The following is a 20,064-nucleotide window of genomic DNA, read 5'->3' as shown; positions in this document are numbered from 1 at the left end:
TAATTATACCAATTAAAAGGCTATGAAATAATTAGCCTTTGGATGGGGTTTTATAATGAAAAATAAATTTATATCTAAATATGATGCCGCTGAATTAATTAATGACGGTGATACGGTTTGTACGGTTGGAATGACATTAACTAGTGCAGCGGAATCTATTTTATCGGCAATTGAGCAGCGGTTTTTATCTCAGGGTTCGCCTAAACAATTAACTTTAGTTCATGCAGCAGGGCAATGTAATCGTATTCGGGGCAATCAACATTTTGCTCATCAAGGCATGGTAAAACGCATTATTGGTTCGCATTGGGGGTTAGCCCCTCGGTGGATGCAAATGATTAATGACAATCAAGTTGAAGCTTATTGTTTGCCTCAAGGGCAAATGGTGCATTTGTATGGCGCAATGGCTGCGGGTCTACCGGGACGATTATCTAAGGTGGGATTAGGCACGTTTATCGATCCTGATCTTGAAGGTGGCAGAATGAATGCTAAGACACTGGCATTGCCTCCTTTGGTCGAGAAAGTCAATTTTAAAGGTGAGCCATGGTTATGGTATCCCGAGATTCCGCTAGATGTTGTTATTATTCGAGGAACTCATGCAGACTCAAAAGGCAATTTGACGACAGATGAGGAAGCTATGTCGTTGGAGGTTTTACATGCAGTACTGGCAGCTAAACGATTTGGCGCAAAGGTGATTGCTCAGGTTAAATATTGTGTTGAAGACGGGACATTGCATCCTAAGCGTGTGACGGTACCGGCAAGTTTTATTGATCATATTGTTATCTGTGATAACCCCGAAGAAGATCATCGTCAATCATCAAGCTGGTTCTTTGACCCAACACTTTGCGGAGATATCCGTACCCCCGCTCAGCAAGTGGCACCATTACCCTTAGATATTCGAAAATTAATTGGTCGCATTGCGTGTCGCTATTTAACTGAAAATTGTGTAATTAATTTAGGAACTGGAATTCCAAATGATGTGATTGGCGCGATTATTCAAGAAGAGAACGTGAATCAACGTATTGATATTACCGTCGAGTCAGGTATTTGGGGAGGCGTACAAGCGGGTGGAATTGATTTTGGTATTGGTCGTAATTTGTCCGCCATGATCAGTCATCAAGATCAAATGTTGTACTACAACGGTACAGGGGTTGATGTCACTTATATGGGCGCAGGTGAAATGGACATCTATGGGCATGTTAATGCCACACTTCTCGGTAATATTTGCCCAGGAGCAGGCGGGTTTATCGATATTACCCAAAATGCACGCCACGTTATTTTCTGCTCTACCTTTACCGCAAAAGGTTTAGATATTCGTTGTGAAAATGGGCAACTCACTATATTGCGTGAAGGTGATATCAAAAAACTCGTCAGTAATGTCAGACAGATTTCATGGAATGCTGATATTGCTCGGCAGATTAACCAAACAATGCATTTCGTGACTGAACGTGCCGTTTTCACATTAGGTGAAAAAGTACCCGTATTAGTTGAAATTGCACCGGGTATTGATCTTGAGCGCGACATTCTTGCACACATGGATTTTGTACCTGAAATTTCCCCAAATTTAAAAGTGATGTCCTCTTCATTATTTGAAGAAGGCACCTTCAATCTCGCATCGTATTTATAGTTTTAATATAAAAGAGGAATTTATCCATGTTAGTTAAAGATAAAGTTGCAATCGTAACAGGTTCGGCAAGAGGAATTGGTTTTTCTATTGCTGAGGTATTGGCCGAGGAAGGCGCTAAAGTGGTTATTTCTGATTTAGCGACATCTTCGGGTGCCGAAAGTGCTAAAGAATTACAGTTAAAAGGTTATGCAGTCACTTTCATTCCTTGTGATATTTCAAAGCGCGACCAAGTGAATGCGCTGTTTGCACAAACCCAAGTACAGTTTGGGCGAATTGATGTATTGGTTAACAACGCAGGAATTAACCGTGATGGCATGCTACACAAGCTCAGCGATGATGATTGGGATTTGGTCATCGATATTAATCTAAAAGGCACATTTAACTGCATGCAAGAAGCAGCCAAATTGATGCGAGAGCAAGGTAGCGGCCGTATTGTCAATATTTCATCCGCAAGTTGGCTTGGTAATGTCGGGCAAGCTAACTATGCCGCATCTAAAGCCGGTGTTATTGGATTGACCAAAACGGCTTGCCGTGAGTTGGCTCGCAAAGGGGTGACTGTGAATGCGATTTGCCCAGGATTCATTGATACGGTGATGACGCGCGGTGTGCCTGAAAAAGTCTGGGACATCATGATCAGCAAAATTCCAGCAGGTTTTGCCGGAGCTCCTCGTGATGTTGGTCAATGTGTTGCGTTTTTGGCTTCTGAAAGAGCGCGGTATATCAATGGTGAAGTGATCAATGTTGGCGGCGGAATGGTGCTTTAGGAGGAAATTATGAAACAAGCAAATGATATTGTGATTGTCAGTGGTGTTAGAACCGCGATTGGTACGATGGGTGGCAGTTTTGCGAATACGCATCAACATGATCTTGGCGCTGAAGTGATCCGTGAAGCGGTCAAAAGAGCTGGTATTGACCCTGCGGATGTTGATGAGGTGATTGTCGGTAATGTGGGGCAAATTGCAGAAAGCGGTTTCATTGCACGTATTTGCCAATTACGCGCAGGTTTGCCAAAAGAAACAACGGCATATTCAGTAAATCGTCAGTGTGGTTCAGGGTTACAGGCACTGGCTGATGGCATGATGTTACTGCAAACCGGGCAATCGAATGTGGTGGTGGCTTGTGGTACAGAAAATATGACACAGCTGCCTTATTATCTGCGCAAGGCGCGTTACGGTTACCGCATGGGTAATGATGTGCTTGAAGATGGTTTAACATCTATTCTGACATGGCCTGAAGGCCCTTATCATAATGGTATGACCGCCGAAAATGTCGCCGAACAATTTAATATTACACGAGAAGCGATGGATGATTTTGCATGGGATAGCCAGCAAAAAGCGTTAAAAGCAATTCAAGCAGGTTATTTTACGGAACAAATTCTACCTCTTGAAGTTCAAGAGGGGCGCAAAGGTAGTCGCATTTTTGATACAGATGAACACCCTCGTGATACACCAAGAGAAAAATTCGCCAAACTTCGTCCGGCTTTTAAACAAGACGGTGTTATTACGGCGGCGAATTCGTCAGGTATTAATGATGGTGCAGCCGCGCTTGTTATGATGCGTCGTGAAGAGGCTGAGAAACGAGGGTTGAAGCCAAGAATGCGTATTGTTGATTGGGCTGTTGCCGGTTGTGATGCTGCCATTATGGGATTTGGGCCTGCGCCTGCAACTCATCGCTTGATGAAAAAACTCAATATGAATGTGAACGATATTGATTTAATTGAGCTGAATGAAGCGTTTGCCGCACAAGCGATTGCAGTAATGAATGATTTGTCATTAGACAGTTCACGAGTGAATGTTAACGGAGGTGCCATTGCATTAGGGCATCCTGTGGGCGCAAGCGGTGCAATTTTACCGGTCAAATTAATGTATGAAATGGAACGCCGTCAGGTCTCTACAGGGTTAGTGACGATGTGTATCGGTGGTGGACAAGGAATATCAATGTTGTTTGAAAAAGAATAAAAAATACGAAAAGCAAAAAGCCCGACGTGGGGCGTCGGGCTGTTGCTAACGTAATAACAACAGGTATTGGTCACATATGAAGAAGAGCCATACCTGTTTTACTTGCAACATGAGGATCTTAGCTATGTTTTCAACAAATGCAAAGTTAGATTATGCAGTACAGGGCAAAAAAACAAATTCAAAAATATATCGTAATTTAATGCCGCTACTGATATTGGCTTACATTATTAGCTTTATTGACCGTACAAATATTGGGATGGCAAAGACCGCCATGTCAATTGATTTAGGATTATCAGCCACCGCATTTGGTGTTGGTGCAGGGCTTTTCTTCCTGACTTATTCGATTCTTGAGATCCCAAGTAATTTGATCATGGAAAAAGTAGGTGCGCGTTTTTGGATCACGCGGATCATGATCACTTGGGGTTTACTCTCTGCCGCGATGGCATTCGTAACCGGCCCTACCTCTTTTTATATTCTACGTTTATTACTTGGTGCTGCTGAAGCTGGCCTATATCCAGGCGTTATTTTGTATATGACTTACTGGTTTAGCCAAGAAGAGCGGGCTAAAGCGACGGGGTTATTTTTACTCGGTGTCTGTCTTGCTAACATCATTGGTGCGCCATTAAGTGGCTTATTGCTGAGTATGGATGGCATGTTAGGTTTCCATGGTTGGCAATGGATGTTCATTATTGAAGGCTTACCTGCGGTGGTTTTAGCATTCGTGGTGTGGTTTGTCTTACCGAATAAGCCAGAGGATGCAAAATGGTTAGATGATGAAGATAGGAATTATATTAAGTATAAGCATGAGCAGGATAAAAATACGACTAGTGTGAATAATAGCAAGTTTTCATTAAAAGCTGCGTTTAAAAATAAAGCTTTCATGATGATTGTGGCTATTTATTTTACCCACCAATTCTCGGTTTATGGCTTGAGTTATTTTTTACCCACTATTATTGGTGAATATGGAAAATTAACGCCAATACAAATTGGTTTATTAACAGCCATTCCTTGGATTTCCGCAGCCATTGGCGGTATTTTTATTGCAAGAAGAGCTAATACACCTCGTCGGTCATCGCGTATTTTAATTTCAGGTTATGCCATCATGGCCGTGGGCTTAACTATCGGTGCACTCGGTGGTCCGATTGTCGGGATGATTGGTTTTTGTTTAACCGCACTGATGTTCTTTGTTGTTCAATCAATTATTTTCTCTTTGCCTCCAACCTATATGAGCGGAAGTATGCTGGCCGGAAGTTTAGCTTTATTGAACTGTTTAGGGCTGTTTGGTGGTTTTCTTGGACCGTTTATTCTTGGTTTTTTCGAAGACTATACTGGAACTGCCACCTCAGGTTTATGGTTTGGTGTTGGTTTATTGGTCGTCGGGACTCTGCTTGCCTTTCGCGTAAAAACGGGTGGAATGAATACGCATGAGCAGGCTGATTTATCTGCATCGGAGCAAACTAAATAGAGATCTCACTGCCATTTATAATAGGAAAGTCTGCATGAAAATTGTTATCGCACTTGATTCCTTTAAAGGAAGTTGTTCAGCCCAGTTAGCTTGCCAGGCTGTTGCCGAGGGTTTCAAGCGTGTTACCACGGATCTGGATGTGACGTTGCTGCCTATTTCAGACGGTGGGGAAGGTTTGCTTGATTCTCTAGAACATAGCTTCATTTTATCTGGAGTGATACCTCATACATTCAGTTGTACTGGGCCTTATGGTAGTTTAGTTGATGCTAGACTCCTCGTTTTAGACGGTAAAACGGCATTTATTGAAATGGCTCAATGCTGCGGCTTAGAGTTAGTTAAAAGTGAACATCGCCAAGTAGAAAAAGCATCAACTTATGGTTTGGGTGAAATGGTTTTACACGCCCTCAATCTTGGTTGTACCCGTATTATTATGGGAATAGGAGGAAGTGCAACTAATGATGGTGGAGTCGGTTTTGCACAAGCTTTGGGCGCTCAATTCTATGGTCGTGATCAGCAAGTAATGACTCATCCTATTTGTGGTGAAGATCTGATTAATATTAAGGAAATCAGCATCGAGGAACTAGACTCACGATTAGATTCTGTTGAATTTAGCGTCTCTTGTGATGTCGAAAATCCATTGTTAGGAGACAATGGCGCCACTTACATTTATGGTCCGCAAAAAGGGGCGGATAAAGCGACGTTAGATAAACTCGAAGCGGGTATGACGCATTTTGCAGCATTGATGTTCAAAACAACGGGGAAAGATTTTTCGTTGGAGGCTGGCAGTGGTGCGGCTGGTGGACTCGGTGCGGGCTTAAAATGGTTTGTGTCCGCTCGACTCGAAAAAGGGATCGATTTAGTCTTAGATTTGCTTGGTGCAGAGTCCTATATTCAACAGGCTGATTTAGTGATTGTCGGAGAAGGGCGGCTAGATAGTCAGAGTGCAAATGGTAAAGCACCTGTGGGGGTTGCACGTATGGCAAATCATTACGGCGTGCCCACTATTGCATTATGTGGTGGATACAGTGACGATAGTCGCCTGTTATATCAACATGGTATTACTGCGATGTGGTCACTTTGTCCGGGGCCTATAACACTGGAACAAGCGATGACTAATGGAGCACGGTATTTATCTGATACAGCAGAAAATCTATTACGTACTGTCTTATCAGGTAAAGCGCTATCAAGTAAGGTATTGTTGGATACTAATAAGATAGTGAAACATTAAATGATGAGGCGATAAGATGCTACTGACGGACAAATTAGCCAATGATATTGTCACGCGTGCTATGGGAATTATCCATCACAACGTCAATGTAATTAATAGTCAGGGTGTTATTATCGCCTCCGGTGAGAAAAAGCGTATTGGTGAGACACATGAAGCGGCGGTTGAAGTCATTCGCTGTGGTAAGCGGATCACCATTTATAACGAAAATGAAGCTCGCGCTTATTCCAATGTAGCGCCGGGGATCAATCATCCTATAATTGTGGCAGATAATGTTGAGCTAGTGATAGGTGTTAGTGGCGATCCCGTTGTAATCCAGCGCTATGCGGAGCTTGCTATTCTTACCGCAGAATTATTGATACAACAAGAAGTTGAGCGCAGAAGTATTAATTGGCAGCATCGCTTACGAGATATGTTATTTGTCCAATTTATTGAGAGTGATACGCCTGTTCAAGGGCGAAGCGCATTATTAAAATTACATAATTCAGGGTTTGCATTTTTATTACCTACCATCCCCGTTATTATTAACATCGAAGCGATTCAATATCGTCCTGAAATTTTAGATTCTATTATTACTGAGCTTTCTTCAATGGAAAATAGCGATGTTTTGCTGCTTAATAGCCGTGAAATATTGATGCTTTTTCCCTCAGAGCAATACAAGCAAGAGTCGTTTATTCCTAGTTTGCATTTCATCTTAGATAGCCAATTAAGTCAGTATTACATTGGTGTTGGCGTACAAGCGGATAGTGAAGAGCATGTACGGGATGCTGTGCATTTTGCCCGCTCGGTGATTGATGTAGGACGTGTGACATTACCAGAAAAACAAGTTTTTTTATTTAAAGAGATGGCTTCATTGTGTTTGTTTAATGAATTAGAAAATAGTTATTTGTTTAATTTTTTCTTGAATATCTGTAAAAAAATCTTGTTACACGACTCAGGTGAAATACTCATTGAAACTTTAGAGTTATTTTTATTGCAAAATGGTGAAGTTGGTAGCACCGCATTACAGCTTGGTATTCATCGAAATACATTAAGTTATCGCTTACAGCAAATAAAAAAACAAACGGGTCTTGACCCGACTAAATTTACGGATTTAATTCAGCTTTCCGTTGCGATTTATGGCTATAGACGCCGATATCCTAAACAACAGCCTTGGCTAGATGCTCTGACGTAAAATACGGTGTTTTTACCCACCATTACTGAATGAAATAATATGGTGGGAGGGTTACTCAAATACTATTTTTGCTGCAATACCCAAATTGCGGCTTCAACGCGTGATTTTAAATTTAATTTTTTGAGTAGGTGTTTTACGTGCACTTTGACGGTGCTTTCTGTTATTTGTAATTTATTGGCAATCATCTTATTGGCTAATCCTTGTGCGATTAAATCTAGAATTGCAGATTCTCTTGGCGTTAATACGGGAGGATGATTGTCATGGTGATTACGGCTCTCTCTGAGAGATTCGGCAAGTACCGAAGCGAGTGTTGGGCTAATCACCATCTTTCCACTGGCGGCTTCTTTAAGTGCCATAAGAAATTTTTCAGGTTCCATATCTTTGAGTAAATAGCCATCAGCGCCTTGTTTTAAGGCGTTGACTAAATCATCACGATAATTTGATACAGTAAACAAAATAATACGACCAGAAAGTTCGCGTTTTCTTAGATTACTCAATGTTTCGAAACCATTCATTCCCGGCATATTAAGGTCAAGTAGGATAAGATCAGGATCGTGTTCTTCTGCAATTTTAATCCCCATTACGCCATCTTCTGCTTCACCAATGACTTTAAGAGTAGGTTCTAAGCTGATGAGCTGCTTGATACCATTTCTGAGCATAGGATGATCGTCAATGAGCAAAATAGTCGATTGACCGATGGGGATATTGATATTTTCCATTAATGATGACTCCAGCGCATTATTTGTTTTAACAACTCGAGTTAATTTTTTGATAAATAAATTTTGTCATTCACTCTATTTATCCTTGCGGCTATATTGTTAATGGATTAGGTCTAATTAAATATGCTACTTCGGTATTACCCCTAAATAGCTGAGTGAGTAAATAATGGAAAAACAAGAACGGTTACTCTTATTTTGAATTGTTATTTAGATTTAATATTCAATGAATTAAATCTATATACTCCTAATACCTCTCTATGGGGTGAGCTGTGTTATAGCTAAAATTCCAACTGAAAGTCTCTTGATTTAGATCAGCTTCACGGTCGCTAATTCGCCACAAACTGCCCCCAGAGAATGATATTTATTGGGGTGGTTTATGTCTCAAAGAGATAATTTAAATTTATCAACAAAGCAATCCAATACTGTTATTCAGGATTGGCGTCCTGAAGATACACAGTTTTGGCAACAGACAGGACAGAAAATAGCGAGTCGGAATCTTTGGATTTCAATTCCGAGTTTATTATTAGCTTTCTGTGTATGGATGTTATTTAGTGCAGTCGCGGTAAATTTAAATAAAGTTGGATTTAATTTTACGACCGACCAGTTATTTTTATTAACGGCACTTCCTTCTGTTTCAGGTGCGTTATTACGTGTGCCATATTCGTTTGTTATTCCTATTTTTGGTGGCCGTCGTTGGACAGCTATTAGTACCGTTTTTTTAGTGATCCCTTGTATTTGGTTGGGTTATGCGGTGCAAAATCCGACTACGTCATATCAAACTTTCGTCATTATCTCTCTTTTGTGCGGTTTTGCCGGGGCAAATTTTGCTTCAAGCATGGCAAATATTAGCTTTTTCTTTCCTAAAGCACGCCAAGGTGGCGCACTCGGTTTAAATGGTGGCCTAGGTAATTTAGGCGTTAGTGTGATGCAGTTGGTCGCTCCCTTTATTGTTGGTGTTGGCGTATTCACCTTTATGGGCGGAACAGGCACGGTTCAACCTGATGGTTCCGTATTGTGGCTAGAAAATGCGGCTTGGATCTGGGTGCCATTTTTACTGTTTTTTACCGTGATGGCTTGGTTTGGAATGAATGACTTAGCCACAAATAAAGCCTCTCTTAAAGCGCAACTTCCTGTCTTAAAACGTGGTCACTTATGGATATTGAGCTTTTTATATCTAGCCACATTCGGCTCTTTTATCGGCTTCTCTGCGGGGTTTGCGATGTTATCCAAAACACAATTCCCCGATGTCATTATTTTAAAATTCGCATTCTTTGGCCCATTCCTCGGCGCACTTGCACGTCCTGTTGGCGGCATGCTGTCTGACCGTTTTGGTGGCGTCAAAGTGACGGTAGTGAATTTTGTGGTGATGTCGATTTTCTCTGGGTTGCTGTTTTTTACTTTACCTGAGCAGGGGCAAGGCGGTTCATTCGCCGCATTCTATGGTGTGTTCATGGTGTTGTTCTTAACCGCAGGACTAGGCAGTGGCTCGACTTTCCAGATGATCGCAGTTGTTTTTCGTAAGTTAACAGTCGACAGAGTGATGTCTCAAGGAGCTACAGAGCAAGAAGCACAAAAAGAAGCGGTGACCGAAAGTGCAGCGGCGTTAGGTTTTATTTCAGCGATTGGTGCAATTGGTGGCTTTTTTATTCCTAAAGCATTTGGTACCTCGTTAACTCTGACAGGCTCACCTGCTGATGCGATGAAAGTTTTCTTTGTGTTCTATATCTCTTGTGTGTTTATCACGTGGCTGGTGTACGGGCGTAAACACAAATAATAACAATCAATAAAGATTCATTTTAAGCAATGTACGGCGTTAATCGCCGTCTCTTTGGAGGCAATCCGAATGAGTAAGTTTCTAGACAGATTTCGTTATTTTAAACAGCTTGGTGACACATTTTCAGGCGGTCACGGCCAAGATCTCGATGTAAATCGTGATTGGGAAGATGGTTATCGTAGCCGTTGGCAGCATGATAAAGTTGTGCGATCAACCCATGGTGTGAACTGTACGGGTTCATGTAGTTGGAAAATTTATGTCAAAAATGGTTTGGTGACATGGGAAACGCAGCAGACTGATTACCCTCGTACTCGCCCTGATTTGCCCGATCATGAACCTAGAGGTTGCCCTCGTGGGGCGAGCTATTCATGGTATTTATACAGCGCGAATCGGGTGAAATATCCAATGATGCGTAAACGCTTATTAAAACTGTGGCGAGAAGCTAAAGCCGAGCAAGGCGATCCCGTTGCAGCATGGCTTTCTATTATCAACGATCCACAAAAAGCGCAGAGCTACAAACAAGCCCGTGGTCGCGGTGGTTTTGTGCGCTCAAGCTGGCAAGAAGTGAATGAACTGATTGCGGCGGCCAACGTCGCTACGATTAAAGAGTTTGGTCCTGACCGTATCGTGGGTTTCTCTCCTATCCCAGCGATGTCGATGGTTTCCTATGCTTCCGGTGCCCGCTATTTATCATTAATTGGTGGCGCGTGCCTGAGTTTTTATGATTGGTATTGTGATTTACCGCCAGCTTCGCCGATGACATGGGGTGAGCAAACAGACGTTCCTGAATCTGCCGATTGGTATAACTCATCTTACATTATTGCTTGGGGTTCTAACGTACCGCAGACTCGTACACCTGATGCTCACTTCTTCACCGAAGTGCGCTATAAAGGCACCAAAACAGTTGCTGTTACCCCTGATTATGCTGAAATTGCTAAACTTTGCGACCATTGGCTGAACCCAAAACAAGGGACGGACAGTGCCATGGCGATGGCAATGGGCCACGTGATCCTCAATGAGTTCCACGTGAAACGTGAAGCAGAATATTTTCGCGAATATGTGCGTACTTATACCGATATGCCAATGTTGGTGATGTTGGATAAACGCGAGGATGGCACTTATGTCGCTGGGCGCATGCTACGTGCGGCAGATTTAATCGATTCGTTGGGCGAGGAAAAAAATGCTGAATGGAAAACGGTCGCTATTGATGAGGAAACAGGCAGTTTATGTGCCCCTCAAGGGTCGATGGGTTTTCGTTGGGATGCGAGCCAAAAGTGGAATTTAGAACCGCGAGCAGGACAAGATGCTCACGAAATCAAAATGCAATTAAGCCTTGCACAGACATGTGATGAACTGGTTGACGTTGGTTTCCCTTATTTTGGTGGTTTGGAAAGTGAGCATTTTCAAAATGTAGAGTTAAACGAAATTTTACTGCATAAATTGCCGGTGAAACGTATTCAATTGGCTGACGGTAGTGAGTCACTAATCACTAGCGTGTATGACTTGATGTTGGCGAACTATGGTATTGACCGTGGTTTTGGTGATGAAAACTGCGCCGTTGATTACGACGAAATGAAAGCATACTCGCCGGCTTGGGCTGAAAAAATCACAGGAGTGAGCCGCCAAAATATTATTCGTATCGCTCGTGAATTTGCAGATACCGCCGAGAAAACCCATGGTCGTTCGATGGTGATCGTGGGTGCCGGTATTAATCACTGGTATCACATGGATATGACTTATCGCGCCATTATCAACATGTTAGTTTTCTGTGGCTGCGTTGGGCAAAGTGGCGGTGGTTGGTCGCATTACGTGGGACAAGAAAAACTGCGTCCACAAACAGGATGGTCACCACTGGCTTTTGCACTTGATTGGCAGCGCCCACCTCGTCATATGAATAGCACATCATTTTTCTATAACCATTCAAGTCAATGGCGTTATGAAACCGTCAGTACGGAAGAGCTATTGTCACCGTTAGCGGATAAAAAAGCCTTTACGGGTAGTTTGGTTGATATGAATGTGCGTGCAGAGCGCATGGGTTGGTTACCTTCTGCACCGCAATTGGGGGTTAATCCACTCAATATTGCAAAACAGGCTGAAAGTGAAGGGATGTCGCCTGTTGACTATACCGTTAAGCAGTTGAAAGAAGGCAATATCCGCTTTGCGGCAGAACAGCCGGATAACCCTCAAAATTTCCCACGAAACTTATTTATTTGGCGCTCTAACCTGTTGGGTTCCGCAGGGAAAGGGCATGAATATCTATTGAAATATATGCTAGGCACTGACCATGGTATTCAAGGCTCTGACCTTGGGAAACAAGGTGGCGTGAAGCCGGAAGAGGTTGAATGGGCAGATAAAGCAGCAGAAGGCAAAGTGGATTTAGTGGTGACATTGGACTTTAGAATGTCGAGCACTTGCCTTTTTTCTGATGTCATTTTACCAACTGCTACATGGTATGAAAAAGATGATATGAATACCTCGGATATGCATCCGTTTATTCATCCGTTATCTGCTGCTGTTGACCCTGCTTGGGAATCGAAAAGTGACTGGGAAATCTATAAAGGGATCGCGAAAGCCTTTTCTGAGGTGAGTGTCGGCCATTTAGGGAAAGAAACCGATGTGGTGACATTGCCGATTCAACACGATAGCGCGGCTGAAATGGCGCAACCTTTTGATGTACGTGATTGGAAAAAAGATCAGTGTGAATTGATCCCTGGAAAAACAGCGCCGCATATTATTGCCGTTGAACGTGATTATCCGGCCACTTATGCACGTTTCACCTCGCTTGGCCCTTTAATGGACAAGTTAGGAAATGGTGGCAAAGGGATTAATTGGAATACGCAGGATGAAATCGACTTCCTGAAAAAACTGAATAAAACTCAACCTAGCGGCGCGAATGAAGGCCGACCAAAAATTGAAACTGCGATTGATGCCGCAGAAGTTATTTTGACTTTAGCCCCCGAAACTAACGGGCAAGTGGCAGTTAAAGCTTGGGATGCGCTCAGTAAAATAACCGGACGTGACCATACCCATCTTGCGCGCAATAAAGAAGATGAAAAAATTCGTTTCCGCGATATTGTCGCGCAGCCGCGCAAAATTATCTCTAGCCCAACATGGTCAGGTCTAGAAGATGAACATGTTTCTTATAACGCCTGTTATACCAACGTGCATGAAATGATCCCATGGCGCACATTGAGTGGTCGTCAGCAGTTATATCAAGATCATGAATGGATGAGAGCCTTTGGGGAAAGTTTGGTGGTCTATCGCCCACCAATTGATACGCGTGCGGCGCAGCCATTAATGGGTAAAAAACCAAATGGTTTCCCTGAAAAAGCATTGAACTTTTTAACTCCTCATCAGAAATGGGGTATTCACTCAACGTATAGCGATAACTTATTGATGTTAACCCTTGGGCGCGGCGGTCCAGTGGTATGGCTGAGTGAAGAGGATGCGCGTCAGTTAGGCGTTGAGGATAACGATTGGATTGAAGCCTTTAACAGTAACGGTGCGTTAACGGCAAAAGCGATCGTCAGCCAGCGTATTCCTGATGGCATGATCATGATGTATCACGCACAAGAACGTTTGATCAATTTGCCAGGTTCTGAAATTACCTTACAGCGCGGTGGGATCCATAACTCGGTTACACGAGTGTGTCCTAAACCAACTCATATGATTGGCGGCTATGCGCACTTGGCTTATAGCTTCAATTATTACGGTACCGTGGGATCGAATCGCGATGAATTTGTGGTGGTTCGCAAAATGAAGCAGGTGGATTGGCTCGATGGCGAACAAGATGGCTATCAGCAAACGCTGAGTGGTAAGGAGAAAGCATAATGAAAATTCGTTCTCAAGTTGGCATGGTCCTGAATCTTGATAAATGCATTGGTTGCCATACCTGCTCCGTGACCTGTAAAAACGTGTGGACCAGTCGCGAAGGGGTTGAATACGCATGGTTTAATAACGTCGAAACTAAACCGGGTATTGGGTATCCCCATAATTGGGAAGATCAGGAAAAATGGAAAGGCGGCTGGATCCGTAATATTAAAGGTAAATTAGTCCCACGTATGGGTAACAAAGTGGGGCTGTTATCGAAAATTTTTGCTAACCCAGATGTGCCTGCATTAGATGATTATTATGAGCCTTTTGATTATGACTACAGTCATCTCAAAAATGCTAAAGAAGGCAAGCATGTGCCTACAGCTCGTCCGCGTTCACTGATCACAGGTCAGCGCATGACCAATGTGAACATGGGGCCAAACTGGGAAGATGATTTGGGCGGCGAGTTTGTTAAACGTGCTCAGGACACTAACTTTGCGAATATTCAAAAAGAGATGTACGGGCAGTTTGAAAATACATTCATGATGTATTTGCCGCGTCTTTGTGAGCACTGTTTAAACCCAGCTTGTGTGGCAACGTGCCCAAGTGGGGCGATATATAAACGCTCTGAAGACGGTATTGTGCTTATTGATCAAGACAAATGTCGTGGCTGGCGCATGTGCTTAACCGGTTGTCCGTATAAAAAAATCTACTTTAACTGGAAAAGCGGTAAATCAGAGAAATGTATTTTCTGTTATCCACGTATTGAATCAGGGATGCCAACGGTATGTTCCGAAACTTGTGTTGGACGTATTCGTTATCTCGGCGTGTTGTTGTATGACGCAGACAAAATTGAGTCAGCGGCAAGTGTGGAAAAGGAAACTGATCTATACCAAAGTCAGCTCGATGTGTTCCTTGACCCACATGATCCACTGGTTATCGAAGAAGCTCAAAAACAAGGCATTCCACTGAGTGTGATTGATGCAGCGCAGAAATCACCAGTTTATAAAATGGCGATGGAGTGGAAATTAGCACTGCCATTACATCCTGAATACCGCACTTTGCCAATGGTTTGGTATGTTCCGCCGCTGTCACCTATCCAGTCGGTTGCGGATTCAGGCATGTTAGCCAATAAAGGGGTTTTACCGGATGTTGAAAGCTTGCGTATTCCGGTGCAATACCTCGCAAATTTATTGACCGCAGGGGATGTTGAGCCAGTGTTGTTGGCATTAAAACGAATGTTAGCGATGCGCCATTATAAACGCGCAGAAACCGTTGAAAACCAGTGTGATACCAGTGCATTAGAGCAAGTTGGTTTGACTGAGGCGCAAGCGCAAGAAATGTATCGTTACTTGGCAATCGCGAATTATGAAGACCGCTTTGTTATTCCATCAAGTCATCGTGAATTAGCCCGTGAGGCATTTCCTGAAGCGAAAGCCTGTGGTTTTAGTTTTGGTGACGGTTGTCATGGCAGCGATACAAAGGCAAATCTATTCAATAGCCGTCGTATTGATGCACTCGATGTGACGCCAAAAACATCACAGGAGAAGACATTATGATGTCATTGAAAGTGATTTCCCGCCTGCTGGAATATCCATCCGAGGCACTTTGGCAACATCGTGATGAACTGATTGTTGCCTTAGAACAAGCGGATGAGCTACCCGTGACTAGCGCAGTTCAGCTTATGATGTTTGTGCGTGAGTATTTAAATGAAGACCTTCTAGAGATGCAAGCACAGTACTGCGAACTGTTCGATAGGGGGCGCGCGACATCATTACTGTTGTTTGAACATGTCCATGGTGAGTCGCGTGATAGAGGGCAGGCAATGGTCGACTTAATGGCGCAATATCAACAACAAGGATTGCAGATTGATTGTCGTGAATTACCAGATCATTTGCCCATTTATTTAGAATATTTAACGGCACTTCCATTAGAACAAAGCCGTGAAGGTTTAAATGATATCGCGCCTATTTTGGCATTACTTGGCGAGCGGTTAATACAGCGTGAAAGTCGCTTTGATGTGTTATTTGAGCTATTACTGGAAATTTCAAATAGTGCGCTTGAAACCAACCACCTGAGTGGGCAAGTTGCCGCAGAAGCGCGGGACGATACTCCACAGGCGTTAGATGCGGTTTGGGAAGAGGAGCAAGTGAAGTTTTTTGCGGATGAAAAAACCTGTGACAGCGAAGTAACTGCTCATCAACAACGCTTTGCCAATGCGGTTGTTCCTCAATATTTGAACCTTGATACGGTTTATCATTCGGGAGTCCAAAAATGAATTTTATCAACCAGTTCTTCTTTGATATTTACCCTTATATTGCAGGAACCGTTTTCATTGTTGGTAGTTGGTTGCGTTATGACTATGGCCAATACAGTTGGCGGGCTGGCTCAAGCCAAATGCTCGATAAAAAGAATATGCGTTTAGCATCGAACCTGTTTCATATCGGTATTATTGGTGTATTTGTAGGGCATTTCTTGGGAATGTTAACACCACACTGGATGTATGAGTCCTTTTTACCAATGCATATTAAGCAATTAATGGCGATGATTGGCGGCGGTACTTGTGGGCTGATGGTATTGATTGGTGGTGCGATGTTACTTAAACGCCGTTTAACTAACCCTCGTATCAGAGCCACATCATCATTCGGCGATATTATGATCTTAACTTTGCTGGTGGTACAGGTCTGTTTGGGGTTACTCACTATTCCATTCTCTGCTCAGCACATGGATGGTAGTGAAATGTTGAAATTAGTGGGATGGGCGCAATCTGTCGTGACATTCCAGTGGGGTGCATCCCATTATCTTGAAGGTGTTGGGATCGTATTTAAATTGCATCTTGTTTTAGGTATGACGCTATTTTTGGTGTTTCCATTCTGCCGTCTTGTGCATATTTGGAGCGCCCCTGTTGAATATCTTACCCGTCGCTATCAATTAGTGAGAAATCGTCATTAATTATTAGGCTCTATGTTGTAAAGCATGGAGCCTATATAAATTCGTTTGTAACCGAGTTCTTGTGTAAACAACAAATATTGCTAATGTAGCTCCCCATTTTTCTCAAAATGGGGTTTTTTATGGCGATTTCATTATTCTCAATACATTCTTGATTTCGTTTATTCATACTGAATTTTTATGAAATAGTCATAACAATAACAACGGTATCTTCATAGCTACCAGCCTCAACCGTTTTGTTATTTCCTTTTATTTCAGCACTAATATTAATGTTTTTTCCATTTTCTGGGATAGTAATTTTTGGTGATGATTTGTTATCAATCAGTGTAGTCACATTAAAAGGCCCAACTTTTACTATTCCATTATTCGACATCTGGAACGAAAGTGTTGCAGGTAAAGAACATTGAGCATAAATAGTGTCACTTCCTTTTTTTCCAATAAAGTCATTAGTAGAAACATCACTAATTGTTATTTCTTTCGGGACACTCACATCACAACTTACATCAGGAACATTGGGGCCGATTGAATTTGGAAAGAAAACATAATGGGAAGTACTACATGTTGTTTTTGAGTATGTAGGTTCACTACAAGCGATAATTCTTGATATAGGCTTAATATTTGCTGTAGATGTAAAGCCACGTTGTATAACGGATACATCTCTACCCGAGATAAGCGATGATTCTCTCGGTGCTAAAGTTGCGCCACTCACAAGCATTGGTATATAACCCGATATTTCTGGCACTATAATAGATAATTGAGAAATAGAAGGTGAGCTAGGTGTCAAATTACTGCACGCACCATCAACGGCTATCCAACCGGTATCATTAATAGCAAAGTTCGTATTTCTAAACTCTTTATATTGATGGATGTCACTACCAAAACCACCAGAGGTACCTACAATACTTGTTGCTGATGTGATGTAACATTTATTACCGGAGGTAGTTCCTATCGGTAGTGTTCCACTTGAGTCAAATTGAATAACTCCGCCAGAAAAGCCAATTTGGGCAAATTTTACGCTAACGGAACACCAATTATTTGGCCCACTACAACCATAAGTATTTGCATTATAAGTGCTATAAGTTTCACTAGAGAGACCACCTATTTGGTAAATTGAACCTACGGTACTCCAAGATATTCGATTAAATTGAGTTGCTAATGGAAAGTCCCCATAACCGCTATCGCCATATATCCATTGTACTGCGTTTGCTGGTAATGAAAAAAATAAAAAAAATGAGCTTAAAAAACAGAAAAATATCTTCATAAAAACCTCAAAAACAATTGAATATCTGAATTTCATTTTTTATATAAAATGATATTAGATATTTTTATTTATATATGGTGGATACGCTCAGTAATATTTATATTGAAAAATATTATTGATATTCAACCTTAAGAATACCCGTTGAGCTAAATGGGCCTAGTTCTATCTCTTTTCCTATATTTAATACAGGAAGTACGCTGAGTGAGGGCTTTTTAGAGTACATAAAGTTACGAGGCTGATTAGGTGATAACAATGTATTATCCGCTAGTATTTTTAAACCTAAATTAGGGTTTGATGTCTCTACTAAAGTAGTATCAAAATCTGAGCTACTACTTTCAAATATTAATTTTAAACTCGGATTACTTGAAGATTTATCACCACAATCTAAATTGTAATTAATATTTCGAGCATAGTTTTCACTGGTAAATCCATTGAGATTTATTTCATCAAAATTAATTTCAATAGGAAGGTTAGGCCCTAAATCACCATAAATATCACAGCTTTTTTGAATAACATCAATTTTAATACTAAGATTAAAGACTTCAGCGAAACCAAGACCACTGTAGAATAAAAAAATAGTTGATAAAATGCACCTAGCAAGGTGATGAAATATTTTTTTTTCTTTAATTTTAATTGTCATAATTTTTACCTTTCTGTATTAGTCATACAGCATTTCAAAGGCAATTAATGCTGAGAAAGCGCCGGGAATTAGAGGGCCAGAAGTTCTGACAGCAGTGACATAATAAGTTAAACGGTTTTGCCCAGAAGCAATTAACATGGGGTTGCTATCTTTTCCAATAGGGAGTGCTTTGCCTGCAACATTCATCACTTGTAGTCCTAACCCTTGTGCGCCATTAACACGAACAATATCCGTATATTGAGGCGCTGTTGGTGCTATAAACCTCACCTTTACCGCAGGTTGGGTGGTGCTCCAAACAGTGTTACCAGTTTGGAGATTTTGTAATTCAGTATGAACTTCTAAGCAGTCGAGCAATTCTATTTGAAATGGAACTTGACGCCCCCAGCCTGTAGACTGGTTTAGATTTGCAAAAGAAATATTACCAAGAGATACAGATTGATTGCTGGAGTCCATAGCTAATCGGCAAGGGTTTTCAGTTAAAGCCCCCGAAACATGAATAACGCCATGTTGACCATCAACTTCCCAGCCATCTGTGGGCCTAAATATATGGTCGTTATTATCTGCAATTGCAGGTAATACTGCCGCTAAGCAAAATAGGCTTGCTATACATCCTTGATAAAGTCGATGATGTGCTCTTGAGGTCATGAATGCGTCTCCATTTAGCTTCAAATTGGCTTATTATTTTGTTAATGAATCTTGTGCAACAGAGCAAACTGTATTTTGACAGCTAAAGGTTAATTGTGGGCGTCCACCATAATCATTGATATAAGTAATTACGGGGGTATTACCTAATTGACTATTTGTCATGCCAATATTTTCCTCACCAAATGGTGCAATCATGATAGGGTTAAAGGCTTTCGCATCAGTAGTTGCATTAGCACCCGCATTAATAATAGTCACATAATAAGGGGTTGGGTTTTTAATAAAAATGGTATCCCCCTTTTTCTCAAGTTGTAATTTTTCTTGCCATGGCGCACTATTTTTTTGTGGTGTAATAGTTTCCGGGCGATAAAATAATTTTATTTTTGTTTGTAATGCGATTTGTAATGTATTTGGTTTATCACTTTTAGGTGGTATTTCTCGCATATTAAAGTAAAACAAAGATTCTCTATCTTGTGGCAAGTTTTTTATTGCCGGTAGAGATTCTATTTTCATTTGGCTTGATTTTCCTGGTTCTAATCGTTGAACAGGGGGTAATACAATCAGTGGTGATGTTATTTTTTTACTTTCTTCATTTTCAATCCAACCTTGTGCAAGATAAGGTAGTTGCTTATTATTATTAGTAATGTTTAAAGAGATAGATTTATTTTCACCATCAAAGATGATCCTTGTTCTATCTAATGATACAGCAGCCTCAGCTATTTGAATTAGTCCCAGTAATCCTAAAAGACTACTGATTAGTGTGTGTTTGATTTTCATTTGGTTATTACCTTTACTCTTTACTTATTTAAATAAAATGATT

General features: G+C 41.6%; 16 protein-coding genes. 11 read left to right on the top strand and 5 right to left on the bottom strand.

Translation table 11 applies throughout. From position 1 onward, the window contains the following. The first annotated feature begins 55 nt into the window (after nucleotides 1-55). From DD649_RS04395 to DD649_RS04370, 6 genes are all read left to right on the top strand, one after another. Complete coding sequence (locus DD649_RS04395; protein ID WP_294104019.1) at nucleotides 56-1,624, top strand: CoA-transferase; 1,569 nt, start codon at nucleotides 56-58, stop codon at nucleotides 1,622-1,624. Nucleotides 1,625-1,650: 26 nt separating this feature from the next. Then, nucleotides 1,651-2,388 carry a 3-oxoacyl-ACP reductase FabG gene (gene fabG, locus DD649_RS04390; RefSeq protein ID WP_294104017.1) on the top strand — a complete coding sequence of 246 codons (738 nt, stop codon included), beginning with the start codon at nucleotides 1,651-1,653 and terminating at the stop codon, nucleotides 2,386-2,388. 9 nt (nucleotides 2,389-2,397) lie between these two features. After that, entirely contained in the window at nucleotides 2,398-3,582 is a 1,185-nt protein-coding gene (locus DD649_RS04385; protein WP_294104015.1) for a thiolase family protein, read from the top strand. Between the two features lie 124 nt (nucleotides 3,583-3,706). Next, a complete protein-coding gene (locus tag DD649_RS04380; protein WP_294104013.1) occupies nucleotides 3,707-5,047 on the top strand; it encodes an MFS transporter in 1,341 nt (446 codons plus the stop codon). Between the two features lie 34 nt (nucleotides 5,048-5,081). Next, nucleotides 5,082-6,275, top strand: a complete 1,194-nt coding sequence (locus DD649_RS04375) for a glycerate kinase (RefSeq protein ID WP_294104012.1) — start codon at nucleotides 5,082-5,084, stop codon at nucleotides 6,273-6,275. 16 nt (nucleotides 6,276-6,291) lie between these two features. Next, the gene (locus DD649_RS04370) at nucleotides 6,292-7,446 is read left to right on the top strand and encodes a sugar diacid recognition domain-containing protein (RefSeq protein ID WP_294104009.1); all 1,155 of its coding nucleotides are present in this window, start codon (nucleotides 6,292-6,294) and stop codon (nucleotides 7,444-7,446) included. A gap of 62 nt (nucleotides 7,447-7,508) precedes the next feature. Here the strand turns inward: DD649_RS04370 and narL are convergent, their stop codons facing one another. Next, on the bottom strand, nucleotides 7,509-8,165 hold the full coding sequence (gene narL / locus DD649_RS04365) for a two-component system response regulator NarL (protein ID WP_294104007.1): 657 nt from the start codon (nucleotides 8,163-8,165) through the stop codon (nucleotides 7,509-7,511). Nucleotides 8,166-8,541: 376 nt separating this feature from the next. Between narL and DD649_RS04360 the strand changes: the two genes are divergently transcribed. The 5 genes from DD649_RS04360 to narI all read left to right on the top strand — a co-directional run bounded on the left by DD649_RS04360 (nucleotide 8,542) and on the right by narI (nucleotide 16,704). Further along, complete coding sequence (locus DD649_RS04360; RefSeq protein ID WP_294104005.1) at nucleotides 8,542-9,939, top strand: NarK family nitrate/nitrite MFS transporter; 1,398 nt, start codon at nucleotides 8,542-8,544, stop codon at nucleotides 9,937-9,939. A gap of 69 nt (nucleotides 9,940-10,008) precedes the next feature. After that, complete coding sequence (locus DD649_RS04355) at nucleotides 10,009-13,770, top strand: nitrate reductase subunit alpha (protein ID WP_294104003.1); 3,762 nt, start codon at nucleotides 10,009-10,011, stop codon at nucleotides 13,768-13,770. After that, on the top strand, nucleotides 13,770-15,311 hold the full coding sequence (narH, locus tag DD649_RS04350) for a nitrate reductase subunit beta (protein ID WP_336429244.1): 1,542 nt from the start codon (nucleotides 13,770-13,772) through the stop codon (nucleotides 15,309-15,311). Before DD649_RS04355 ends, narH begins: the two co-directional genes overlap by 1 nt. Beyond that, complete coding sequence (narJ, locus tag DD649_RS04345) at nucleotides 15,308-16,030, top strand: nitrate reductase molybdenum cofactor assembly chaperone (protein WP_336429242.1); 723 nt, start codon at nucleotides 15,308-15,310, stop codon at nucleotides 16,028-16,030. Before narH ends, narJ begins: the two co-directional genes overlap by 4 nt. Next, nucleotides 16,027-16,704: a respiratory nitrate reductase subunit gamma gene (narI, locus tag DD649_RS04340; protein ID WP_294104001.1), complete on the top strand. Its 678-nt coding sequence runs from the start codon at nucleotides 16,027-16,029 to the stop codon at nucleotides 16,702-16,704. Before narJ ends, narI begins: the two co-directional genes overlap by 4 nt. A 175-nt stretch (nucleotides 16,705-16,879) precedes the next feature. Here narI and DD649_RS04335 read toward each other — a convergent pair whose 3' ends face one another. The 4 genes from DD649_RS04335 to DD649_RS04320 all read right to left on the bottom strand — a co-directional run bounded on the left by DD649_RS04335 (nucleotide 16,880) and on the right by DD649_RS04320 (nucleotide 20,021). Further along, complete coding sequence (locus DD649_RS04335; RefSeq protein WP_294103999.1) at nucleotides 16,880-17,962, bottom strand: hypothetical protein; 1,083 nt, start codon at nucleotides 17,960-17,962, stop codon at nucleotides 16,880-16,882. Nucleotides 17,963-18,074: 112 nt separating this feature from the next. Beyond that, nucleotides 18,075-18,602 carry a fimbrial protein gene (locus DD649_RS04330; protein ID WP_294103998.1) on the bottom strand — a complete coding sequence of 176 codons (528 nt, stop codon included), beginning with the start codon at nucleotides 18,600-18,602 and terminating at the stop codon, nucleotides 18,075-18,077. Between the two features lie 18 nt (nucleotides 18,603-18,620). Continuing rightward, the gene (locus DD649_RS04325) at nucleotides 18,621-19,247 is read right to left on the bottom strand and encodes a fimbrial protein (RefSeq protein WP_294103996.1); all 627 of its coding nucleotides are present in this window, start codon (nucleotides 19,245-19,247) and stop codon (nucleotides 18,621-18,623) included. A 33-nt stretch (nucleotides 19,248-19,280) separates the two neighbouring features. Further along, nucleotides 19,281-20,021, bottom strand: a complete 741-nt coding sequence (locus tag DD649_RS04320; protein ID WP_294103994.1) for a fimbria/pilus periplasmic chaperone — start codon at nucleotides 20,019-20,021, stop codon at nucleotides 19,281-19,283. Between the last annotated feature and the right edge of the window lie 43 nt (nucleotides 20,022-20,064).

The organism is Providencia sp., assembly GCF_003533305.1.
Classification (GTDB): Bacteria; Pseudomonadota; Gammaproteobacteria; order Enterobacterales; family Enterobacteriaceae; genus Providencia.
This window is presented reverse-complemented; position numbering and strand designations above follow the sequence as displayed.

What these genes read in the sequence shown, in the direction of transcription:
- DD649_RS04355 (WP_294104003.1), top strand. Translation starts at nt 10,009, where the DNA reads ATGAGTAAGTTTCTAGACAGATTTCGTTATTTTAAACAGCTTGGTGAC.
- DD649_RS04375 (WP_294104012.1), top strand. Translation starts at nt 5,082, where the DNA reads ATGAAAATTGTTATCGCACTTGATTCCTTTAAAGGAAGTTGTTCAGCC.
- narH (WP_336429244.1), top strand. Translation starts at nt 13,770, where the DNA reads ATGAAAATTCGTTCTCAAGTTGGCATGGTCCTGAATCTTGATAAATGC.
- narI (WP_294104001.1), top strand. Translation starts at nt 16,027, where the DNA reads ATGAATTTTATCAACCAGTTCTTCTTTGATATTTACCCTTATATTGCA.
- DD649_RS04385 (WP_294104015.1), top strand. Translation starts at nt 2,398, where the DNA reads ATGAAACAAGCAAATGATATTGTGATTGTCAGTGGTGTTAGAACCGCG.
- DD649_RS04360 (WP_294104005.1), top strand. Translation starts at nt 8,542, where the DNA reads ATGTCTCAAAGAGATAATTTAAATTTATCAACAAAGCAATCCAATACT.
- DD649_RS04320 (WP_294103994.1), bottom strand. Translation starts at nt 20,021, where the DNA reads ATGAAAATCAAACACACACTAATCAGTAGTCTTTTAGGATTACTGGGA.
- narL (WP_294104007.1), bottom strand. Translation starts at nt 8,165, where the DNA reads ATGGAAAATATCAATATCCCCATCGGTCAATCGACTATTTTGCTCATT.
- DD649_RS04335 (WP_294103999.1), bottom strand. Translation starts at nt 17,962, where the DNA reads ATGAAGATATTTTTCTGTTTTTTAAGCTCATTTTTTTTATTTTTTTCA.
- DD649_RS04370 (WP_294104009.1), top strand. Translation starts at nt 6,292, where the DNA reads ATGCTACTGACGGACAAATTAGCCAATGATATTGTCACGCGTGCTATG.
- narJ (WP_336429242.1), top strand. Translation starts at nt 15,308, where the DNA reads ATGATGTCATTGAAAGTGATTTCCCGCCTGCTGGAATATCCATCCGAG.
- DD649_RS04325 (WP_294103996.1), bottom strand. Translation starts at nt 19,247, where the DNA reads ATGACCTCAAGAGCACATCATCGACTTTATCAAGGATGTATAGCAAGC.
- DD649_RS04395 (WP_294104019.1), top strand. Translation starts at nt 56, where the DNA reads ATGAAAAATAAATTTATATCTAAATATGATGCCGCTGAATTAATTAAT.
- fabG (WP_294104017.1), top strand. Translation starts at nt 1,651, where the DNA reads ATGTTAGTTAAAGATAAAGTTGCAATCGTAACAGGTTCGGCAAGAGGA.
- DD649_RS04330 (WP_294103998.1), bottom strand. Translation starts at nt 18,602, where the DNA reads ATGACAATTAAAATTAAAGAAAAAAAAATATTTCATCACCTTGCTAGG.
- DD649_RS04380 (WP_294104013.1), top strand. Translation starts at nt 3,707, where the DNA reads ATGTTTTCAACAAATGCAAAGTTAGATTATGCAGTACAGGGCAAAAAA.